18 protein-coding genes are annotated in these 21347 nt (G+C 37.4%); 2 read left to right on the forward strand and 16 right to left on the reverse strand.

From position 1 onward, the window contains the following. Positions 1–20: 20 nt before the first annotated feature. The 3 genes from AC23ME_RS09305 to AC23ME_RS09315 all read right to left on the reverse strand — a co-directional run bounded on the left by AC23ME_RS09305 (position 21) and on the right by AC23ME_RS09315 (position 6471). The gene (locus AC23ME_RS09305; RefSeq protein ID WP_487727483.1) at positions 21–1481 is read right to left on the reverse strand and encodes a SusD/RagB family nutrient-binding outer membrane lipoprotein; all 1461 of its coding nucleotides are present in this window, start codon (positions 1479–1481) and stop codon (positions 21–23) included. An 11-nt stretch (positions 1482–1492) separates the two neighbouring features. Further along, entirely contained in the window at positions 1493–4699 is a 3207-nt protein-coding gene (locus AC23ME_RS09310; protein ID WP_487727484.1) for a SusC/RagA family TonB-linked outer membrane protein, read from the reverse strand. Positions 4700–5100: 401 nt separating this feature from the next. Next, positions 5101–6471: a dipeptidase gene (locus AC23ME_RS09315; protein WP_487727485.1), complete on the reverse strand. Its 1371-nt coding sequence runs from the start codon at positions 6469–6471 to the stop codon at positions 5101–5103. Between the two features lie 135 nt (positions 6472–6606). On the opposite strand from AC23ME_RS09315, the gene AC23ME_RS09320 reads away from it, so the two are divergent. Beyond that, positions 6607–7563 (forward strand): zinc dependent phospholipase C family protein, encoded by a 957-nt coding sequence (locus AC23ME_RS09320; protein WP_487727486.1) that lies wholly within the window; start codon positions 6607–6609, stop codon positions 7561–7563. 69 nt (positions 7564–7632) lie between these two features. Here the strand turns inward: AC23ME_RS09320 and AC23ME_RS09325 are convergent, their stop codons facing one another. From AC23ME_RS09325 to AC23ME_RS09375, 11 genes are all read right to left on the reverse strand, one after another. Further along, the gene (locus AC23ME_RS09325; protein WP_487727487.1) at positions 7633–8259 is read right to left on the reverse strand and encodes a hypothetical protein; all 627 of its coding nucleotides are present in this window, start codon (positions 8257–8259) and stop codon (positions 7633–7635) included. A gap of 96 nt (positions 8260–8355) precedes the next feature. Beyond that, positions 8356–9039: a VTT domain-containing protein gene (locus AC23ME_RS09330; RefSeq protein WP_487727488.1), complete on the reverse strand. Its 684-nt coding sequence runs from the start codon at positions 9037–9039 to the stop codon at positions 8356–8358. A 215-nt stretch (positions 9040–9254) separates the two neighbouring features. Then, positions 9255–10379 (reverse strand): DNA polymerase III subunit beta, encoded by a 1125-nt coding sequence (gene dnaN, locus AC23ME_RS09335; protein WP_487727489.1) that lies wholly within the window; start codon positions 10377–10379, stop codon positions 9255–9257. A 34-nt stretch (positions 10380–10413) separates the two neighbouring features. Next, positions 10414–12072: a gliding motility-associated ABC transporter substrate-binding protein GldG gene (gene gldG / locus AC23ME_RS09340; protein ID WP_487727490.1), complete on the reverse strand. Its 1659-nt coding sequence runs from the start codon at positions 12070–12072 to the stop codon at positions 10414–10416. A 17-nt stretch (positions 12073–12089) separates the two neighbouring features. Then, positions 12090–12818, reverse strand: coding sequence for a gliding motility-associated ABC transporter permease subunit GldF (gene gldF / locus AC23ME_RS09345; protein WP_487727491.1), 729 nt, complete (start codon positions 12816–12818; stop codon positions 12090–12092). A gap of 93 nt (positions 12819–12911) precedes the next feature. Continuing rightward, complete coding sequence (locus AC23ME_RS09350; RefSeq protein ID WP_487727492.1) at positions 12912–13553, reverse strand: porin family protein; 642 nt, start codon at positions 13551–13553, stop codon at positions 12912–12914. Positions 13554–13635: 82 nt separating this feature from the next. Further along, the gene (locus tag AC23ME_RS09355) at positions 13636–14160 is read right to left on the reverse strand and encodes an outer membrane beta-barrel protein (RefSeq protein ID WP_487727493.1); all 525 of its coding nucleotides are present in this window, start codon (positions 14158–14160) and stop codon (positions 13636–13638) included. 133 nt (positions 14161–14293) lie between these two features. After that, positions 14294–14836, reverse strand: a complete 543-nt coding sequence (locus AC23ME_RS09360) for a hypothetical protein (RefSeq protein WP_487727494.1) — start codon at positions 14834–14836, stop codon at positions 14294–14296. Between the two features lie 64 nt (positions 14837–14900). Then, positions 14901–15608, reverse strand: a complete 708-nt coding sequence (locus tag AC23ME_RS09365; protein WP_487727495.1) for an ATP-binding cassette domain-containing protein — start codon at positions 15606–15608, stop codon at positions 14901–14903. Between the two features lie 2 nt (positions 15609–15610). Then, positions 15611–16531 (reverse strand): glycerophosphodiester phosphodiesterase family protein, encoded by a 921-nt coding sequence (locus tag AC23ME_RS09370; protein WP_487727496.1) that lies wholly within the window; start codon positions 16529–16531, stop codon positions 15611–15613. 76 nt (positions 16532–16607) lie between these two features. Then, positions 16608–17657 (reverse strand): patatin-like phospholipase family protein, encoded by a 1050-nt coding sequence (locus tag AC23ME_RS09375; protein WP_487727497.1) that lies wholly within the window; start codon positions 17655–17657, stop codon positions 16608–16610. Between the two features lie 485 nt (positions 17658–18142). Between AC23ME_RS09375 and AC23ME_RS09380 the strand changes: the two genes are divergently transcribed. Further along, on the forward strand, positions 18143–19627 hold the full coding sequence (locus AC23ME_RS09380) for a glycine--tRNA ligase (protein WP_487727498.1): 1485 nt from the start codon (positions 18143–18145) through the stop codon (positions 19625–19627). Between the two features lie 35 nt (positions 19628–19662). Here AC23ME_RS09380 and AC23ME_RS09385 read toward each other — a convergent pair whose 3' ends face one another. Then, complete coding sequence (locus AC23ME_RS09385; RefSeq protein WP_487727499.1) at positions 19663–20007, reverse strand: arsenate reductase family protein; 345 nt, start codon at positions 20005–20007, stop codon at positions 19663–19665. Further along, the gene (locus tag AC23ME_RS09390) at positions 20007–21209 is read right to left on the reverse strand and encodes a C40 family peptidase (protein WP_487727500.1); all 1203 of its coding nucleotides are present in this window, start codon (positions 21207–21209) and stop codon (positions 20007–20009) included. Before AC23ME_RS09390 ends, AC23ME_RS09385 begins: the two co-directional genes overlap by 1 nt. Between the last annotated feature and the right edge of the window lie 138 nt (positions 21210–21347).

A 21347-nucleotide genomic window follows, 5' to 3' on the forward strand; every position in this document is an offset into this window, starting at 1 on the left:
CTTTTTAGATTTTAACATGATTAAGGTTTTTGCCACCACATTAATGTTTTTAAATCATCAGCCCCTTGAGCCGAAACAGCGTTGTTATAATTTGTTACGTTTGCCGCCTGAATAGAAATTGGGTAAAAAAGTCGTGTTGGCATCACACCATCATTTCTTAAACCTATACCTTTTGGCAAAACCGGATAACCTGTTCTACGGTACTCTACCCAAGCCTGCATATCAGTATAGAAAAGCGCCAAATATTTCTGCCAATGAATTTTCTCCATTTTACTCTCTAAACTTGCGGCATCATTCCAAACTACCATTGCGCCATTTAAGTAGCTCCCTACAGACCTACCCCATAGCGTGATACGAGCTGTAGTACCAGCATCGTAATAAGATTTTGTAGTTCTAGCGGTAACCCAACCTTTTGCAGCAGCTTCGGCTAAAATTAGCTGCACCTCTGCATAGTTTAACATATTTCCCAAAAGCGGCTCGGTTCTTAGGTAAACCAAATTAGACTTTGCCGCAGGAGTTTCTCCGTAAGTATATCCACTCGGAATTCCCTCATAAAGACCATTAAATTCAGTAACCCATCTACTTAGACAAGGATCTGAAGACAAATCCAATTTATCTACAAAGTAACTGCAAGCCTTTGGATAACGCCAATCTGAATCTTGCATATTAGCAAAAGGCGAATTAAATGGCGTCAATCCCGTCCACCTTAAAATTGCAGACTCATCATTTGTGTTGATGATTGGATAATTTGCAGGGCTTACATCTACTATTTCTTTAATTTTTGCCACGGCATCCGCAGCAACTTCGGCCTTGCCCGAAACCCTTAATAACAAACGTAGATATAGAGAATTGCCAAATTTACGCCACAAAGCTACATTACCTTTATAAACCGGATCGTGAACAGAACTTACGTTTTTGGTCACAGTTTTTAGCAGACTGTTAGCCTCTTCCAGTTTCGCAAACATATCTGCATAGATATCTTTTTGAAGATCGAATTTTGGCGTATAAATACCTTCTTTCCCCCTGTTAGCTTCACTATAAGGCGTATCTCCATAAGTATCGGTGATGATAGAATGCACCCAAGCTTGGCAAATTAGCGATATAGCCATGTAAGCCTTGCTGTTGTTTTCATCAACCGTGTTTTCTTTTGATAAGATGTAGATATCCTTAAAATTGGTTAATTGCGTATACCAACCAGTCCAAGGGGCTTCGGCAATATTACGCCTAATATCATATCTAAAAATACGATCAGTTTCTACCAAAGTGTTTACAGTTACCTGCATTAGCTCATTGGTAATGGTTCGGCTTCTGTTCATATTACTATTTACGGTTTGCACCAAAGCCCTAGAAAGCAAATTTTCTGGCAATACCTTTTCAGACGTATTCGGATTGGTGTTCATCTCCGAAAAGTCTTTTGTACAAGATGAAACTATCAAACTCATGCACAACCCAACTCCCATCAAATATTTTATCGTTTTCATATTGATATTTCTTAAAAACCAACGATTAAGTTAACTCCAAATGTTCTGGTTGAAGGGAACTGCCCAACTTCAAAACCTCTGTTAATATCCGAACCACTCAAGGTTCCGAATTCAGGATCAAAACCTGGCCAAGTAGAGAAAATGAACAAATCTCTTCCAAACACACCAAGAGTTGCCCTTTGCAGACCTAACTTCTTAGCCGTTTTCGCTTTTAGCGTATAATCTAACCTAGCTTCTCTTAGCTTGATAAAATCTGTAGAAAAAGTTGATCCTTCTACGTTACTAATCCCGAAATGCGCATCATAATAGGCAGACAAGTCTTCGGCCACTACCGTGTTGGGACTGTAGCTTCCATCTGGATTAAGCATCACCCCATCACCAACAATACCATTATATCTTCCTGCCAAAGTTGAAGTAGTTTTACCTTGTACCGCCATTTTCCCTTGTGTTAAAGAGTAGGCAACAGCACCATATTGCGCATCAAAAAGGAATCCCATAGAGAAGTTTTTGTATTTGAACTGGTTTTGGATACTCCCTTTCCATTGCGGCATGGTATTACCCAACCTCAACAAATCATTCGACAACATAGGCATACCACTCTCATAAATAATCTGACCATCTGGCGCCCTTAAATAGCCACGTCCGTACAAATCGCCCATACTTCCATTCACATAGGCCACAATAAATCCGTTACTTCCCGGACCATTTTGCAGGTTAAAAGATTCTAGGTTATCAGATAATTCCATCACCTTATTTCTATTGGCTGAGAAAGTAGCATTTATGTTCCAGGTCAGCCCGTTTTTCACCTTTACCGGAGAGCCGTTCAGCGCTATTTCTATCCCGCTATTTCTAACTTTCCCCGCATTTACCAACACAGTTCCAAATCCTGAGGCTCGGTCTAATAGCGACGGTAAAATTTGATCCTTCGTATCTGCTCTATAGACTGTAAAGTCTAAACCTAAGCGGTTGTTAAATAATTGTAGCTCCACACCTGTTTCGAAGCTATAGGTATACAACGGCTGTAAATTTGAATTGCTTAAGCCCGTTTGGTTATACAAACCTCCAGAATATGATGGGTCTGCCGCATAAGAAAATGCTGTTCGGTAAGGCACCGTACTTCCACTACCTACACCAGAAACAGATGCCCGTAATTTAGCATAGCTGATGCTTGATGGCAATTTTAATGCCTCAGAAAATATAAAACTGGCGTTAACAGATGGATAGAAAATAGAAATATTATCGCGACTTGTTGGAGTTGCCAACAAACTGCTCCAATCGTTCCTAAAGGTAAAATCTAAGAACAAATAGCTTTTGTATCCAGCTGTAACTAAACCGTACACGCTATTAATTCCGTAGCTAGCACGGTAAGGATTAGTCCACAATTGGCCTGCACTATTTGCAAACGTGAAAACACCTGGAAAAAGCAACGAATCTGCTCTAACCTCATTTCGGTTATAATAGTTTCGCAAAATTGCACCACCAAGCGAAGCCGTAACATCTAGATCACTCTTAAATTTCTTCTTGTATTTAATCAAAAAGTCACTATTAATCTCACGGGAGATAATGTCTTGCGTACGATACATTCCCTTTCTAAATTTCTCCGTATCAAAAGGGCGCTGTTGCGAACGAACATCATTTGCCATATCCATAGACGTTCTCACCATCAAGCTGAGCTCTTTAGTTACATCATAAGTGGCAGCAATATTTCCAGTTATCGAATTTCGGTTCTGCTTATTCAACATCTCGTAAGAAATTAGATAGGGATTATCTGGGCCTGTAGTTAACGGCGTGTTTTGAGTAACACCTTCTTTGCCGGGCACCCAATAATTACGTAACCACGATATTGGCGCACTTGGTGCCCAAAAGATATAACCGTACATAATAGATTGGTTATTGTATCCACCTGCTGGAAGATTATCTGAAGTTTTACTTGTGTAGTTTAACTTCGATGTAATTTGCAATCCTTTAGATGGTTTAGAATTAATGGACATTGCCACTGTATTTCTATCGTAGCCAGTGTTCGGAATAATCCAAGTATTGGCCACGTTGGTATAAGAAAAACGAGCCGTTGTTTTATCGGTTCCCCCATCAATAGAAACACTGTTTGTAAACGTTTTTGATGTTTCGAAAAAATCATTAAAACCTTCATCCTTGTAAGGCCTCCAAAGCGTTCTCGTTGTTCCTTGAGCATTGGTCACCGGATCGTACTGATAAAAATACTGACCATCGAATTTCGGCCCGAAGGCGTTGGTTGTTCTATTGGTGGCTGCACCGTCTTCAGATGCACCGTAAGAAAAGTAATTGGCACCATCTACACCCTGACCGTATTCATACTGCAATGATGGCATTCTGTTAATTGCTGCAAAGCTAGTATTGCTGTTAAGGCTAATACCAATACCTTTCTGCTTACTTTTACCAGATTTTGTAGTGATGATAATTGCACCGTTTGCTCCGCGAGAGCCATACAATGCCGCTGCTCCCGGCCCTTTCAAAACTGTTACATTTTCAATATCATCTGGGTTAATGTCTTCTAAACTACTTCCGTAACCAACCACAGTTTCATCTAAATAAGCGCCCGAACCGCCACTCATACGCCCACTACCGCCATTTATGATTACACCATCTATAACTATTAACGCATCATTACTACCTGTAAGGTTATTTTCGCCACGTAAGATAATAGAGCTAGATCCAGTTGGTCCGCTGTTAGAACGAATAAGGTTTAAGCCGGCAACTTTTCCCGATAGCGCATCCGTCCAGTTATTGGATAGCGCTTCTGTAAGCTGCTCATTACCAATAGTAGTCACCGCATAACCCAGCGCTTTTTGACTACGCTCAATATTTAAAGCTGTAACCACAACTTCATTCAGCACACTCCGATCCTCTACCAGGGAAAAATTCACTTTGGTATCGGCACCAGCCTTAACTGCTACATTTTCTTTCTTTTGTTTCAAAAATGAAAGAAATGAAACTTCGAGTGTATAAGTTCCAGCGGGTAACTGCATTTTATAATTACCCGAAACATCTGTGGTTACCACCCTATTGAGCTGAACCACTTTAACACTGGCGCCAGTAAGCACTCCGCCAGTTTCATCAGAAATTTTTCCAGATATCGATCCGTTTTGTTGCGCAAAAGCACTCACACACATTCCCAACCACAAAATAGCCACAACAATAGGTTTAAATCTCGAAAAACTTATGAAATACTTTTTCTGCATAACGATAAGTTTGGTTTATACTTTGGTTTAAAGAGCTGCACATCTAATGACACAACCTCTATCAAAGTAAAATAATTAAACATTAAAAAACAAAATAAAAATTAAAAAAAACATTTTGAAACTTTATAGGCAAAAAAATTTTCACCTATCTACAGCCCATCAGACAAGCATAATGTGTATTTTTAGTACGAATACCACCAAAAGGCGGAATTAAAGAAGAATTGTTTGACTCCATAATTATTGAAATTTGTAATTAACTACAACAAACCTACGGAGACAAAATAAAGTCAATATTAACAAATCGTTAAAATTGACTTAAAAAACATTTATTTAAACTTTAAAAAAATAAAAAAGCCTTTCGATTTATATCGAAAGGCTTTTAAAACACATTATAAATAAACCTATTTATTCAGTTCGGCAAAGTACTTATGAAACAAAGGCAAGGTTTCTATGCCTTTGTAATAATTATAGATATCGTACTTCTCATTTGGAGAGTGCAATGCATCACTATCTAAGCCAAAACCAAACAGCACAGACTTGATCCCTAAAACATTTTCGAACAACGCTACAATTGGAATACTTCCGCCACCACGCGTAGGAATTGGTTTTTTACCGAAACTATCTTCGATTGCTTTTTCTGCAGCACGGTAAGCCACGCTATCTGTTGGTGTAACTACAGGCTCGCCTCCATGATGCGGTGTAACTGTAACTTTAACCCCTTTTGGTGCAATTTTTTCGAAATGCTTGGCAAAAATCTCACTGATTTCATCTGAGTTTTGATGAGGTACCAAACGCATAGAAATTTTAGCGTTTGCTTTACTTGGCAACACCGTTTTAGCACCTTCGCCAATGTAACCACTCCAAATACCATTTACCTCTAAAGTTGGTCTTGTACCGGTACGCTCTAAAGTAGAATAACCTTTTTCACCCCACTCGGCATCAATATCTAAGTCTTTTTTATACTCTTCCAAGTCGAACGGTGCCGAATTCAAAGCTTGCTTTTCTGCATCGCTTAATTCTTGTACTTTATCGTAAAATTCTGGAATGGTAATATGATTGTTTTCATCATGTAAGGAAGCAATCATTTTACAAAGTATAGTAGCCGGATTAGCAACCGCACCGCCGTAAACACCAGAGTGCAAATCCCTGTTCGGACCAACCACTTCTACTTCCATATATGCTAAACCTCTTAAGCCCGTTTCGATAGATGGATTTTCCATGCTAATCATCGAGGTATCAGAAATTAAAACTACATCTGCTTTTAAACGTTCGGTATTAGCTTTCACAAAAATACCAAGGTTTGCAGAACCTACTTCCTCCTCACCTTCGATCATGAACTTAACATTACAAGCCAAAGTGTTGGTTTGCATCATTAATTCGAAAGCTTTTACGTGCATGTAAAATTGCCCTTTATCGTCGCAAGCACCACGAGCGTAAATTTTACCATCGCGTACTGTAGGTTCGAAAGGTGGGGTTTTCCAAAGCTCTAGCGGATCAGCTGGTTGCACATCATAATGACCATAGATTAATACCGTTGGCAAACTAGGATCTACAATTTTTTCACCATATACAATCGGATAACCTGCAGTTTCGCAAATTTCTACCTTATCAGCTCCAGCCTCTTTTAACTTTTGAGCAACAAAATCGGCCGTCTTTAAAACATCACCTTTATATTTTGGATCTGCACTTACCGAAGGAAAACGCAATAATTCAAAAAGCTCGTCTAAAAAACGCTGCTTGTTATCTTCTACATATTTCTTTATTTCTTGCATAAGATTTATATTTTGAGCAAATATAGACATTTTGAATAGAGCTTCCGACTAATCAAAGTCATAAAAAAGTTGTGATAGTTAACCTTATAGATAAGTGATTTTCTTATTTTTACCATACTTACAAATTGTAGAGCAATGAAGAAACTTTCCCTGTGCCTTTTATTAATTAGTGCTGTTGTGCTGCTATCTTCTTGGGGGTTTTATGCTCACAAAAGAATTAATCAACTGGCAATTTTCACATTACCAGACGGCATGATTGGCTTCTACAAAAACAATCATAAATACATTACCGAGCACGCGGTTGATCCAGACAAAAGACGTTATGCAGATACAGCAGAGGCACCACGTCATTTTATTGATGTTGAAAATTATGAAAGCCACATAGACAGTATTCCCGAAAAATGGAACGATGCTGTGAACAAATACGGAGCGAAACATTTAGGCAAAGAAGGTATTGTACCTTGGCAAATACAGCGCACTTACAACAATTTGGTGAGAGCGTTTAAAGAACGTGATTCATTGAAAATCTTAAGATATTCTGCTGATCTGGGACATTATATTGGTGATGCACACGTACCGCTACACACTACGAGAAACTATAATGGGCAACTTACCAATCAGGTAGGCATACATGGTTTTTGGGAATCGAGAGTACCAGAGTTGTTTGCAAAAAACTATAACTTGCTAGTAGGCAAAGCTAACTACATTGAAGATCCGCTAAAGGAAGCTTGGAAAATTGTAAAAAACGCACACACGATGGTAGACACAGTGTTAAGTTTTGAAAAAAAGTTGAGCGAAACTTTTCCTGCCGACCAGAAATATGATTTTTCGATGCGTGGAAAAAATGTAATGAAGCAATATTCTGTAGCTTACACCAAAGCTTATTCAGATATGATGAATGGTATGGTTGAGCGACAAATGAGATCATCGATTATTAAGGTTGGTTCTTACTGGTACTCTGCATGGGTTGATGCCGGACAGCCAGACCTACGAAATATGATTAGAATTGAAGCTACCATAGAAGATAAACAACAAGCTGAAAAGGTTGACAAAAAATATCAGGAAGGAAAAATTATTGGTAGAGAATATTAAAGAGGAAGATATCAAATTAAAAAGGCTTACTGATTTAGCAAGCCTTTTTGATCATATATATTTAAAAGCCTAGAGCCCTTGTAAATCCTTTTTATAGCCATAAAATTCTGCTATCATAAGTCCTTCTGTTAGAAGAGAATTATTTTTTTGACAATCACAAGAAGATAGCTTTGCATCAATACTAAACCAAACTCTGATTTTTTTACCGATATCATCTGTAAATTCTTGTGTTTTCAGTATTTCAATTTCATCTGCGTTATTTAAGCTATTTGATTGGTAAACCTTATTCCCTTTATTAATTGACAAATAAAAGTCGGTTCTAAAGTTGCCTAACTTTTTTTTCCCTAAGCTAAATACTTTAGAAAATTCGGCTTCAGATTCAGAATTATACTTGGGAGAATAAATTGTAAATCTAGTCTGTAAATCACTTTCTGAGGTTAATCCAAATAGTACAGTTCTTACTGGATCATTCGGATCACAAATACCATTTCCATTTTCATAACCGCTCATACTTTGAGATTGATTCCATCCATAAACCCATGAAAAGTTTACATTATCAAGCTTTCCTTGGAATGTTTGAGTCGATTGTCTTAAAAAGAAAGAATAATCCTTTTTAGCAGTTGAAAGTCCATCGCCGTCCTTTTTACAACTAAGCATGGCAAATGCAATAATTATCAATAAGCCTTTTTTTATCATATCAATAAAGTTTGAAATTTCGAATAAATGCCTATTCGAATTTACAAAAGATATCTCTAATCACATCATTTCTTTTTAAAGACTAAACAAACAGCACTATTCAGGATTAATCTCTTCTTCTATTTGCTTATCGATGGGCTTCTTCTTAAACAACGATTTAAGCGCCGCAATAATTACAGGAGCAAATGTACCCACAGCGATTATTACAATAATTACTTCGAAATTTTTCTCTACAAACGGAATTTTACCCAGTAAGTAACCAGCAAAAGACAAGCTGAAAATCCAAGCAAAACCGCCAATAATGTTATATAAGGTAAACTTACCAAACTCCATTCTTGCAGCACCAGCTACAAACGGAGCAATAGTTCTAAAAATTGGCAAGAACCTCGAAAAAACGATAGCTACAGCACCGTGCTTTTCGAAATATTCGTGCGACTGATGATAGTATTTTAGCTTGAGTATCTTATTCTCTTCTTTAAACACCTTGATACCGAAATATTTACCTAGTCTATAATTTAAGGTATTACCTAAAATAGCTGCAGCAGTTAAAATGAAACTCAAAAACCAGATATCTAATCCAGTATTTCCAGCGGCAACAATGGCACCCATAGCAAACAACATCGAATCTCCTGGTAAAAAAGGTGTAACCACAAATCCCGTTTCGGCAAAGATAATCATGAATAGAATTAGATATGTCCAAGTTCTATATTCATAAATTATTGCACTTAGCGTATCTTTCGTATCGGTAAGTAAGCTTATAAATAAATCTAGTATTTCCAATGTGTTTAAATTTTGCGCTAAAATAAGCAATATGGGTATTAGTTGGGTTTTTAAATTGCTAAATTGTTGTATTGTTTATGTAAAGATTAATTAAAACAGCATTAGAGGTCTATTGCCTGCATAATGTTATGACGTGCACCGATAATCTAGAAAGCAAAAAGTCCGAGTGTTTAATTCGGACTTTTATATATTTTAAAGTATGTTTTAATTTTTGCTTAGTAGCTGTTATTCAACATTACAGGCATTACTAACATTAAAACATCTTCGTTTTCATCATTAGTTTGAGGAATTAACAAACCTGCTCTATTCGGTGTAGACAACTCTAAAGTTACTTCTTCGCCGCTTAAGTTGTTCAACATTTCGATCAAGAAACGAGCATTGAAACCAATCTCCAAATCTTCACCATCATATTGGCAGCTTAAACGCTCATGAGCCTCGTTAGCGAAATCTAAATCTTCTGAAGAGATATGCAACTCGCTACCGTTAATTTTTAAACGAACTTGATGTGTAGTTTTATTAGCGAAAATTACTACCCTACGCAAGGTATTCAAAAATAAAGCTCTATCGATCACCAACTTATTAGGATTATTTGCCGGAATTACAGCTTCGTAATCTGGATAACGCTCATCAATTAAGCGACAAATTAAATTGATGTTTTCAAATTTGAAAAATGCACTTGTAGCATTATAATCAACAGATACATTTACATCGCTATTTGGTAAAGCAGCTTTTAATAAAGTCAATGCTTTTTTAGGCAAAATAAACGAAGATGCTTTATCAGCCTTGCTATCGTTTCTTCTATAACGAACCAATTTATGAGCATCAGTAGCTACGAAAGTGATGTTTTGAGGAGACAACTGACAAAAAACACCAGTCATTGCTGGACGCAACTCATCATTACTTACTGCAAAAATCGTTTTGGTAATTGCTTCAGCTAAAACAGATGCTGGAAGATTTACCGAAGAAGCATTATCTACAACTGGAATTTTAGGAAAATCCTCGCCGTTTTCGCCGCTCAATTTATATTTACCATCACCAGCGCTAATCTCTATAGCGAAGTTATTATCATCTACGTTAAAAGAAATAGGCTGATCTGGAAGCGTTTTTAAAGTATCTAATAAAATTCTAGACGGAACAGCTACCTTACCTTCTTCCTTAGATTCAACTGCTAAAGAAGTAGTCATGCTTGTCTGCAAATCGGTAGCAGAGATAGTCAAATTTCCTTCTTTAATTTCAAACAGGAAATTCTCCAAAATAGGCAATACCGTGCTGCTGCTAGAAGCACCATTAACCGTTTGTAAATGCTTTAATAAAGTCGATGTGGATACTATAAATCTCATAGTTTGTTATATATAGAATCAAAAGTATGAAATTTTACTTTGCATACTTATGTTTACGATAATAATGTTGAAAAATTGCGAAACATATTAACAACAAAATTGGCAAAGCGGTGTTTATGAGCTGCCATTTCGTTTTTTCGGTGCGTACCAAGGTTTTATCTAATGGTCTAACCGTAACTTCCTTATTTCGCAGGGCGATAAGATTGTCTTCATTAGTGAAAAAATCTGCAATATTTAAAAGCAATGCTTTGTTGCCAAAATTCTGTTGCGTGTACCTGTCAAAACCGAGTGGAAAAGGTGAACCATCACCAGCCACTTGATTGCGGAAGATATCTCCGTCACCTAAAACAATCATCTTCGCAGGCTTACTTTGCGCTGGCAAATCAAATTTCTCTTTTATCGCTTCAGGAACTGGTCTATTCAAAAATACCGATTTAAAATTTCCTTCTAACAATACACCTACATCTTTCGGCTGACTGGTGAACTCCTTTTCTGTAGGCTGTTCTTCAACCATTTGTAGGTTAAACATTTTTGGTGAAGTATAAACTTTATTGTATGGTGAAGTGCGTAAAATGATCCTTTTACTTACGTTTTTGCTTCCAATAGTATCTACAGTGCTAGCAAATTCGCTTTTAATGTTGTCTAAATTTTTCACTACGCTACTGCTTGTATCTGGCAATAAAATTGGAAAATAAAGCCAAGGTGCGAGTTGTATATCGCCCCGAGGGCCACCAGACATTGCAACAGGAATTTCAGCGCAATTTACATCAGCAATGATGTCGTAATTGACACGTGCACCGTATTCAAACAACATATCGTCCAAATTGAGCGAGTTATTAGCTGCCATGAAAGATCGTCCGCTGCGCAGGCTGTCCAAATCCATACGCACTTGATCGATAGACCAAACCACATGCCCGCCTTTCATCACGAAATAGTTGATTTTGTATTTTTGAGCTTCCGTAAAAGGTTTGGTTGGCTTGGCAATCACCAGCATTTTCAAGCTATCCAGCCCTTCTTTAGTCATGGAATCTAGATTAACCCTGCCCACCACATAACTATCAGACAAAGTGCTCATGGCATCATACAACTGTAAATCGTTTGGCTCTCCATTGCCTTCGGTAAAACCTATTCTCGGGTTATAACCAGTAATTACTTTTTTTAACGATGAAGTAAAAACATACTCTAAATTTTTGATGGAATTATTAATGCTTTCTTCGTAGTTAGATGCTTCTCCACCCAAATTTTGAAGCAATTTAACTGGCATCCTTTTCCCGTTACTTTCTATCAAAGCCATTGGAAAAACCAGTTTTTCAGAAAACCCAGCATCTGTTTTAATGTTGATGTTTGTAGGTTTAATCCCCATTTCATACAACTGCTGAATAACGGTATCTTGTTCGTTAATCGTTAGCCCAGAAATTGGATCTACAAATACAACCTTGAATTTCCCATTTGCATAGGCCTTGTAATCGGATAGCAAATCTTTAGTAGCATTGCGCAAACGCTTAAAAGCTGCCGGCATATCGCCATCTAAAAAAATGGTTATTTCTACATCGTGCTTGTTTTGCTCTAAAGTTTCTTTAGTTTTTTCGGTTAAAGTAAACCGTTTCTCTTTGGTAAAATCTACTCTCGTGTATGCAAATTGAGCTAATATGTTCAGCACAATCAAAGCCGCAACAAGTAGCAAAAATTTCAACCCTTTGGTTTTTGGTCTTACCATTTCCTACCTCCTATTGTTAATTTGGTTAAACCTAAAAAGAAAGCCACAAAAGTGATGAAATATAAAGCATCTCTCGTATCCAAAACACCTCTACTGATAGACTGGTAATGTTCGGCTATTCCTAAATTAACTAGTAAGCTAGAAATACTTTCAAAAGCGCCAATTCGGCTTATCGAATCGAAACCGCTATAAGTAAAAAAGCAAAGAAAAACTGCCACAGCAAATGCTATGATTTGGTTTTTGGTGACAGATGAAGCAAAAATACCAATTGAAGTAAATGCATTGCCCAACAAGAACAAACCCAAGTACGAGCCAATCACTGCTCCTGCATCTATATTCCCTTTGGGCAAGCCCAACTGCGAAATGCTATAATAATATATCAAAGTTGGCACTAAAGAAAAAAGCACCAAAACCATACAAGCTAAATATTTTGCCAATATAATTTGTAAATCGGTTAGCGGACGAGTGGCTAACAAAACATAAGTACCTTCTTTTCTTTCTTCGGCAAAAGAACGCATAGTGATGCCGGAAATAAGGAACATAAACAAGTATGGAACTAAGGCAAAAAAGCCGTCCATTTCTGCATAACCGTATTCTAAAATTGAAGTATCTGGGAAAAACCAAAACATTAAACCGCAGGCCAGTAAGAATATACCGATGGTAATGTAGGCCATGGATGAACTAAGGAAACTGAATAACTCTCTCTTAAATACTGCTAGCATGCGATGTGATAGGATTGCCGAAGTTATACAATATCTATTAAAACAAAAAAGCCCCGACAAAATTGTCGGGGCTTTGGTTATAATTTGCTTTTCTTAAAAGTTAAAACCTAAGCCAACTGAGAAAACTTTGTTTTTGGTAGCTAAATTAACTCCTGAATTTTCATCATTTACTATTTTACCTAACCCTAAGCCGTAACCAGCATGAAAGTTTAAACCATTAGTTAACTGGTAACCAGCTAGAAAGTTTAATCCGAAGTCAAATCTTTTGAACTCCCCATCATTAGATCCAAATGGCATATCCTCCTTAGTATCGCCTGTTTTACCGTTACCCGATAAAGCATAAGCCGCATAAGGACCAGCACCTACAAAGAACTTACCAGAGCCCGCGTCAAAGTTAGCTACTAAATTTACTGGCAATTCTAAGTACGAAATATTGATAGAACCCGATAAATCAGATCCTTCTTCTCCAAAAAAAGCATCACCAGACTTTGTTCCTTTACTCATGAAAGTTAAACCTGGTTGAACCGAGAACATGTTAGAAACTTTGATATCAGCGATACCACCAACATAGAATGTTGTTTTCGAATCAAGGCTAACAGAAGTTCCCATTGCAGAGAACGTTAGATTAGGAAAAGCCACACCCGCTTTAACTCCAAAAGATACAGGTTTGTCTTGAGCGTTTACAGCTGTAGTTAAACCAGCTGCGAGGGTTAATAATAGAAGGATTTTTTTCATTTTGTTTTTTTGATTGTTAATGTTAAATGGTTATTTAAATTGAAAGTTCACTGAGATGGTGAACTTTCAATTTTTATTTAGATTATAAACCGAAGTTTAAAGCGGCTCTTAAACCGATGAACGAGTTAGTTCCTCCGCTGTACGACCAACCCTCATAGCGAGCACCGAAATCGATAGCCATTTTATCAGCTACTGGAAATTCTACACCTACACTAGGCGCATACAAGAAGCCTGTCTTACCATTAGTTTCGGTAGAAATTGCAGCACCTAATTGACCTTGAGCGTAAAAATTTTCTGCCAAGAAATATCTAACTCCTGCTTTCAAAGGGATAGAACCAATACTAAAAGTCTGTCCTGCGAATTCTTTAGATTTAAAACTCAAGTAGCCAGCCTCACCAACGAAGTTCAATTTGTTAGCTATTGGAGTTTGAAAGTTAAGAGAACCTCCGAAACCAAAATCCATTAAATCTCCGAAATCTCCCATTGGGAACGCGAAATCTGCACCAACACCAATTTTAGAACCATTCATTGCAGGGTCTTTAGTTTGTGCATTAGCAGCTAAACCTAAGCCAGCTACAAGAGCTAATGATAATAGTAATTTTTTCATTTTAAGTAATTTAAATTTGTGTATTAATAAAACTGCTCCAATAGACACAACAATATTGCCAATCGTTACATTATCACATCTAAAATTTTACAAAACAATGAATACCAAGCAATTATTTTTACTCTTTAGAAAGCTACAAACCAAAAACGTAGCCTAACTTTAATCCAATGAAGCTGAAACTTGTAGTTTTTAAAGTAGAAGTTGCGCCGTAACTTGTATTGGTCCAAGCTTCATATCTTAAGCCAAACTCTAGTTTATTTCCAGAACTGCTTGTTTTAAAATAGGTGCCAAACCCAGGCGACCAAGCGAAAGAAGTTTGAGAAGAACTACCCACTCTAAAAGCTGCACCCGCTTGCCCTTCAATGTAAAAATCTGGAGTAGGATAATGCTTTAAACCTAATTTTACTGGTACACCCTGTATATTATCTAATTTAGTACCGAAGACTCTTTTAGTGATAAATAAATTATACCCTCCGTTTGCGGTTATGGCATATCTCTCTGCAATACCCAATTCCGCTTTTACACTTCCGCCAAAACCAATTCCAGTCATGCTTGATGCATTGCCTGTAGGCAAATTAATCTCTGGCGACAAGGTAATTCTAACTTGTTGAGATTGAGCTTTAATAACTGATGAGAGCGTGATAAAAAGTAGTACAGCAAATTTTCTATGATTCATAATGGTATGTTGATAATCCTTTAAATCCAAAGAATTCCTCCTGATTAATGGGTTATAAAATTGATTAAAGGGTTAGTTTCTTGAAAATATCTTCTAAGGATGATTGAGCATGCTTCTCTTTCAAATCATCTATCGATGAATTTGCTACTAAAGTGCCTTTGTTAATGATAATCACATCATCACAAAGCGCTTCTACTTCTTGCATAATGTGCGTAGAAATAATTACGGTTCTATCTTTACCCAAATTTTTAATCAACGCTCTAATATCGGATAACTGATTTGGATCCAGTCCCGATGTTGGCTCATCTAAAATTAATACCTGCGGTTGATGGATAATAGCTTGTGCCAAACCTACCCTTTGCTTATATCCTTTAGAAAGCATTCCGATTTTTTTGTGCTGCTCCTGCGTCAAGCCAACCAACTTAATTACTTCTTCTACCTTTTGAGCAATATTTTTCAACCCGTATGTTTCTGCAACAAATCCCAGAAATTCGCGGACGTACATCTCCATATACAGAGGCGTGTTCTCTGGCAAGTATCCAATCATTTTCTTCACTTCCAATGGCTCTAATTGGATATTTTTACCTGCTATTTCGGCTTCGCCAGATGTAGGTTGCAAATAACCAGTAAGCATTTTCATGGTGGTAGACTTACCAGCACCATTGGGACCAAGAAAACCTAAAATTCGACCAGGTTTTGCTTCGAAGCTAATTTGATTAACCGCTTTTTGCTCGCCATAGTGTTTGGCTAAACTTTTTACTACTACGCTCAATTTTATTGCAGTTTTAGGTTCTTTAAATTTAAATGGTTCTCTTTTCTGTAGGCATCTAGCTGTTCGCCAGCCAAGACTACATCATCAGTGGAAAGTACGTCGGCGCCATTGGCCACTAAATTACGATACACTTGTTTGTTTTTATTAGCTTTTGCACTTCTATCTAAGTTGCCCATAGTGCCCAAAATAGTGCTTATGCCTTTGTTATGCAAATAATCGTAAAGGCTTTTGTTGGGCTCGGCAACACCAACAAATGCTATAATTTTATCGTTAGACACGCCCATTTTATTCAAACGCTCCAAATCTTCTGGACTTTTAACCGTTGCGGAAATCATTAAATCTGGCGCCAGTTCATGTACTTTTGCAGCTTGGTTTGCATTGTAAGTAATGATGATGGAATTAGTTTCTGATTTGGTTTTACGTACCGCAGCGATAATTTTTTCGTAAGGCACCCCTCTCTTGATATCAATAGTGAAAAGCACTTTGTTTTTCCCCCAACGTAACACTTCTTCCAATGTCGGGATCTTGAAGTTAGTTACCTTCCCATCATCATCTTTCAAGCTAAGTTTTTGCAGTTCGTTGTAAGTATAAGAAGACACCAAACCTGTGCCTGTGGTAGTTCTGTCCAATTTGTCATCATGCATAATTACTAGTGCAGAGTCTTTGCTTAACGCCACATCAAACTCGATAATTACGGGTTGATAAGTGGTTGCATTTTCAAAAGTTTCGATGGCATTTTCTGGAAAACCTGACATTGGCCCGCCACGATGTGCACTTAATAATGGATAAGGTTTAGTTTTTCTGTTTAAAAAAGCTTGAAACTCTTTTGCTGTTTTAAAACTGATATAATGATTTTGCTTTGGAGCGATGCACGCAATACCCAATAAAGCAATGGCAAGAACTAGAAATTGTATTTTTCTCACGTTGTTAAATTTGATATGCAAAGGTAGTTTTTGTTTTACCACCTGAGAAATTTAACAACGCTAAGTTTCAAGCTTGTTACCTCTTTAAGAAGTTCCAAACAGACTCTTCTTTTTTATCCGGTTTATCTTCAATAAGTCCAATTACGATTTGGTCTAATAGATTTTCATTTTCACTCACCAATTTATCGCCAAGCGATACAATTTTTTGAATATTGGATTTAGAAGCTGCATCCATAGAAGAGTTGATGGACGAAAGATTGCTTGGCTCTATCCTAATATAGTTATTGATTTTTTTAACTGAATGGAACAACTGTTTGAGGAAATAATTGGTACTTTCTGCGGAACTGCTGCTCATAATATCTACCAATGCAGGACCGATGGAAATTGCTCTCTTCTTCTTAAAATCTTCGTAATTGTAGGAGATTTTTGATAAGCCTGTACCCAAAGACAAGATCCAAATATCATCTATTTTATAAGTGTTGTGACTTTTTATTACTTCTAGCAGAGCTGATAAAGATGGGTTATGCGCAAATACACCTCCATCTACTAAAGGATACCGAGTTTTTGCCAGGGAGAAAACTTCTGCAACGGCGAAAAAAGTTGGTGCTGCAGATGTTGCCCGACAAACATCTCTAATGTAGAAATCTCGTGAATCGCCGTGAGATATTGCCTTTTGCTGGCGAAATAGATGGTTTTTACGCAGTTCTATGTCATAAGCAGTGATGATACAAGGCCGTAACAACTCACTTAATTTCTTGTCACCGAAATAGCCGTACAATACTTTTTCTAAAATGGTAGCGTCGTAAAGTTCGCTCAATAAGCCAAACCTACTCAAAAAGCGTCGCCATGGTTTTGCTGAAAAAATTTCCTCGCCGTGTTCTAAATAAATATCTAATGCTTGTTTGGCAGTATATTTCGGTTTAAGAGGATCTTCGTCGCTTGGGCACAAAAGTATAGACAATAGAATACCGCCAGTGCTGGTTCCGGCAAAGAAATCGAAATAATCTATGAGATGGGCATTTGGATTTTTTGTTGCTTTTTGAATGCGTTCTTCCAAAGCTACTAACATCATCCCTGGGATAATCCCGCGAATGCCACCGCCATCTATGGAAAGTATTCTCTTCATTTATCTATTTCTTTGTAAACAACCGAAAGTAGTAAAAAATTAGGTTTATTCCTTTTTTAACCCAATAAGAGATGTAACTCGCATTAGTTTTAATCTTTCTTTGCGGTGCTTCGCAAAAGCTTCAAAAAACTTTGCGTTTATTTTTTCACCACCTAAATTCATACTAGTTGATTATCCGTTTTTAACGCAAAGGACAGAAGAGTTTCGCAAAGAACGCAAAGTTTGAAATGTTATCATTTGTTAATTAAACCTGACCGCAGCGGAAATACTTTTTGTGGTGTCATCCTGAGCTCGTCGAAGGATATTTGCTAACTAGTAGACGCTTCGATAAACTCAGCGTGACAACGGATAGCAGTTACGCTAACACAAAAAGATTGTAGCGAAGTGCAGGGCTTTCGGAACAGATTAGTACTAAAATTGCTTTTCAAAAACCTTAAGTTTTACGCCTTTAAACCCTCTACCTTTTTTATTATCTTTGGCGCACTATGGCTCAGAAAAATAACGACGAACTTTTTAAAAATGTAATATCACATGCAAAGGAATACGGTTTTGTGTTTCAAAGCAGCGAAATATATGATGGTTTAAGTGCAGTTTACGACTACGGACAATTGGGTGCGGAGTTGAAAAACAACATTAAAACTTATTGGTGGAAAGCAATGGTGCAAATGCACGAAAACATTGTAGGCATTGATTCTGCAATTTTTATGCATCCAAAAATTTGGAAAGCGAGTGGTCACGTTGATGGTTTTAACGACCCGATGATTGACAATAAGGATTCGAAAAAACGTTATCGTGCCGACCAATTATTGGAAGACAAGATTGCCAAATACGAGAAAGACGGCAAAACTGAAAAAGCTGCAAAATTGCAAGCTGATATGGATGATGCTTTGAAAGTAGAGGATTTACCTCGTTTAAAAGCATTAATTGAGGAGCATGAAATCGCTTGTCCGGTGAGTGGCACTAAAAACTGGACCGATGTACGTCAGTTTAACTTGATGTTTGATACGCAGTTTGGCGCTATGGCAGATGGAAGTGAAAAAGTTTATTTACGTCCCGAAACCGCACAAGGTATTTTCGTAAATTTCTTGAACGTGCAAAAAACGGGAAGAATGAAAATTCCTTTCGGTATTGCACAGATTGGTAAAGCCTTTAGAAATGAGGTAATTGCCCGTCAGTTCATTATGCGTATGCGTGAGTTTGAACAAATGGAAATGCAATTCTTTGTTCGTCCAGGTGAAGACAAAAAATGGTTCGAATACTGGAAAGAAGCTCGTTTGAAATGGCATAAAGCTTTGGGTACGCCAGCAGAAAAATATCGTTACCACGACCACGTAAAATTGGCGCACTATGCAAATGCGGCTACAGATATCGAATTTGAATTCCCATTTGGATTTAAAGAGGTTGAAGGTATTCACAGTAGAACTGATTTCGATTTATCGCAACACCAAGAGTTTAGCGGTAAGAAAATGCAGTATTTTGATGCTGAATTGGATGAGAACGGAAAACCTTATGGCAACTATGTTCCTTATGTAATTGAAACATCGATTGGTTTAGATAGAATGTTCTTGTTAACGATGATTAACGCATTGGAAGAGGAAGATTTGAGTACGCCAGAAAGACAAGACAGTAGAACTTTATTGCGTTTACACCCAGCATTGGCGCCAATTAAAGCGGCTATTTTCCCTTTAACTAAAAAGGATGGTTTACCAGAAAAAGCTCGTGAAGTAATGGATGCATTGAAATTTGATTTTAACTGTATTTACGAAGAGAAAGATGCTATTGGTAAACGTTACCGTAGACAAGATGCCGTGGGTACGCCTTTCTGTATCACGGTAGATCACCAAACTTTAGAAGACAATACGGTTACGATACGTCATAGAGATACGATGGAGCAACAACGTATTGAAATTAAAGATTTGCATTGGACAATTGAAAGCAAGGTAAGCTGGAGAAGCTTGTTAAGCAACTAGTAATACTTAAAGCCCCAAATTTTGGGGCTTTTTCTTTATAGAATACTATCAATCGCTTCTTCGCTTCTCGCAATAACTGCCTTGTTGCCATTAACGATAATTGGTCTTTGTATTAAAATTGGATTTTCGTGCAGTGCATTGATCCATTCTTCATCAGACAGTTCCTTGCCTTTGAATTTCTCCAGATAAATTTTCTCCGTTTTACGAACAATATCAAAAGGTTTCAAATCTAGTTTAGCTAAAATAGACCTCAACTCTGCAATGCTAGGTACAGTTTCTAAATAATTAACCACTTCAAAAGGTTCTCCACTTTGTGTGATTTCTTTTAACGCAGTATTGCTTTTGCTGCATCTGCTGTTATGATAAATTGTAATGCTCATTACTTCTTGCTAAAATACCAATCGTGCTTTTCTACTTTAGTAATTTCTGGCTGATTGATCTGTGTTAAAATCCGCCTTGCGCCTACCAAGGTTTCGGTTTGATATTCATCGTAATTTGCTGCTGTAGGCAAAATACTGCTAATTTTCACCATCCCTGCAGATTGGATAAATTCACCGTTGCCCATATAAATTGCGGTGTGACTAATACGACCACCGTTAACGCCTCTGCGTTTCGCGGCTGAGAAGAACATCAAATCTCCAGCTTTTAGATTTTTCAAGCATTTTTCTACACTCACCGAATCGTTTTCCGTTACATCCAGTTTTTCGCCAACTAAAGCTTGCTGTGATGCATCACGTGGGATAATCACGCCATTTAAAAAGTAAGCAGTTTTAGTAAAACCACTGCAATCGACACCCTTAATTGAGGTTCCACCCCATAAATAAGGTACACCAATTAAGGTTTGCGCAGTTTTCAAAATTGCGTCAGCGTTAGGGATTGGTCTATTTAACCAGGTTCCATAATCGGTTACGTCTTTTGTAGGCACAAAAGCTTCTCTCCCGTCTGGAAAACCTACTTTAGTAAAAGAACCTTCAGCTGCCAAAACTTTCAAAATATTACCGTTCACCAAATCAGATATTCTTGCAGTGCCAACATCTGTCTTTGCCAAAGCGTGTCCGTAATCGTTTACGTAAACCACTTTCTCTGCAGCTTGCCATTCCTTAAACTTACTTTCATTCATCAAAGCGATAGAACCACCATCAGTCCAAGCTAAATAACCATCTGGAGATTTCACTAAATAAAATCCGCCCTGCTTTTTCAAAATTTGAATAGGTGTACCTAACAAGGTCTGCGTCATCAGCTCTGCGCCGTGAAAAGGCTTGCTCCTATTATTAGCTACCGATATCGTGGTTACGCCATAAATCTGGTCTTTCAACTGTTTCGACGGTAATACAGACGACATCAGCTTTGCTTTCTCATTTGCTGAAAAGGAATTTCCGAAAGCAGTCACAGCCTGTTCAGATGTACTTTCTACAAAAACCGAATCACCTTTAAACCGAACATCAAAATACACAGAACGTTTATCTGGGGCATATTTTTTCTGGATGGTATTAGCTGTTGCTCTGTAAGCCGAAGTATCTATTTGGGCAGATGCAGCAAACGTGAAGACGCTACAAGCCAAAAAGAAAAAACATCTTTTCATTTTTTTGTGTTAGTGAGGTGGATTTTGTTCTGAACTAAGTTACAACTTAAATTTTTACTTACATTTTAGTAATTTAATCTTTACACAGATAACTTGTTTAAGAATGCAATTTCTATATTTTTGAAAATTACCCAAAAC

The organism is Pedobacter sp. T50_32 (assembly GCF_057652195.1).

Coding starts and splice junctions, on each gene's coding strand:
- AC23ME_RS09305 (WP_487727483.1), bottom strand. CDS start 1,481: ATGAAAACGATAAAATATTTGATGGGAGTTGGGTTGTGCATGAGTTTG.
- AC23ME_RS09310 (WP_487727484.1), bottom strand. CDS start 4,699: ATGCAGAAAAAGTATTTCATAAGTTTTTCGAGATTTAAACCTATTGTT.
- AC23ME_RS09315 (WP_487727485.1), bottom strand. CDS start 6,471: ATGCAAGAAATAAAGAAATATGTAGAAGATAACAAGCAGCGTTTTTTA.
- AC23ME_RS09320 (WP_487727486.1), top strand. CDS start 6,607: ATGAAGAAACTTTCCCTGTGCCTTTTATTAATTAGTGCTGTTGTGCTG.
- AC23ME_RS09325 (WP_487727487.1), bottom strand. CDS start 8,259: ATGATAAAAAAAGGCTTATTGATAATTATTGCATTTGCCATGCTTAGT.
- dnaN (WP_487727489.1), bottom strand. CDS start 10,379: ATGAGATTTATAGTATCCACATCGACTTTATTAAAGCATTTACAAACG.
- gldF (WP_487727491.1), bottom strand. CDS start 12,818: ATGCTAGCAGTATTTAAGAGAGAGTTATTCAGTTTCCTTAGTTCATCC.
- AC23ME_RS09350 (WP_487727492.1), bottom strand. CDS start 13,553: ATGAAAAAAATCCTTCTATTATTAACCCTCGCAGCTGGTTTAACTACA.
- AC23ME_RS09355 (WP_487727493.1), bottom strand. CDS start 14,160: ATGAAAAAATTACTATTATCATTAGCTCTTGTAGCTGGCTTAGGTTTA.
- AC23ME_RS09360 (WP_487727494.1), bottom strand. CDS start 14,836: ATGAATCATAGAAAATTTGCTGTACTACTTTTTATCACGCTCTCATCA.
- AC23ME_RS09375 (WP_487727497.1), bottom strand. CDS start 17,657: ATGAAGAGAATACTTTCCATAGATGGCGGTGGCATTCGCGGGATTATC.
- AC23ME_RS09380 (WP_487727498.1), top strand. CDS start 18,143: ATGGCTCAGAAAAATAACGACGAACTTTTTAAAAATGTAATATCACAT.
- AC23ME_RS09385 (WP_487727499.1), bottom strand. CDS start 20,007: ATGAGCATTACAATTTATCATAACAGCAGATGCAGCAAAAGCAATACT.
- AC23ME_RS09390 (WP_487727500.1), bottom strand. CDS start 21,209: ATGAAAAGATGTTTTTTCTTTTTGGCTTGTAGCGTCTTCACGTTTGCT.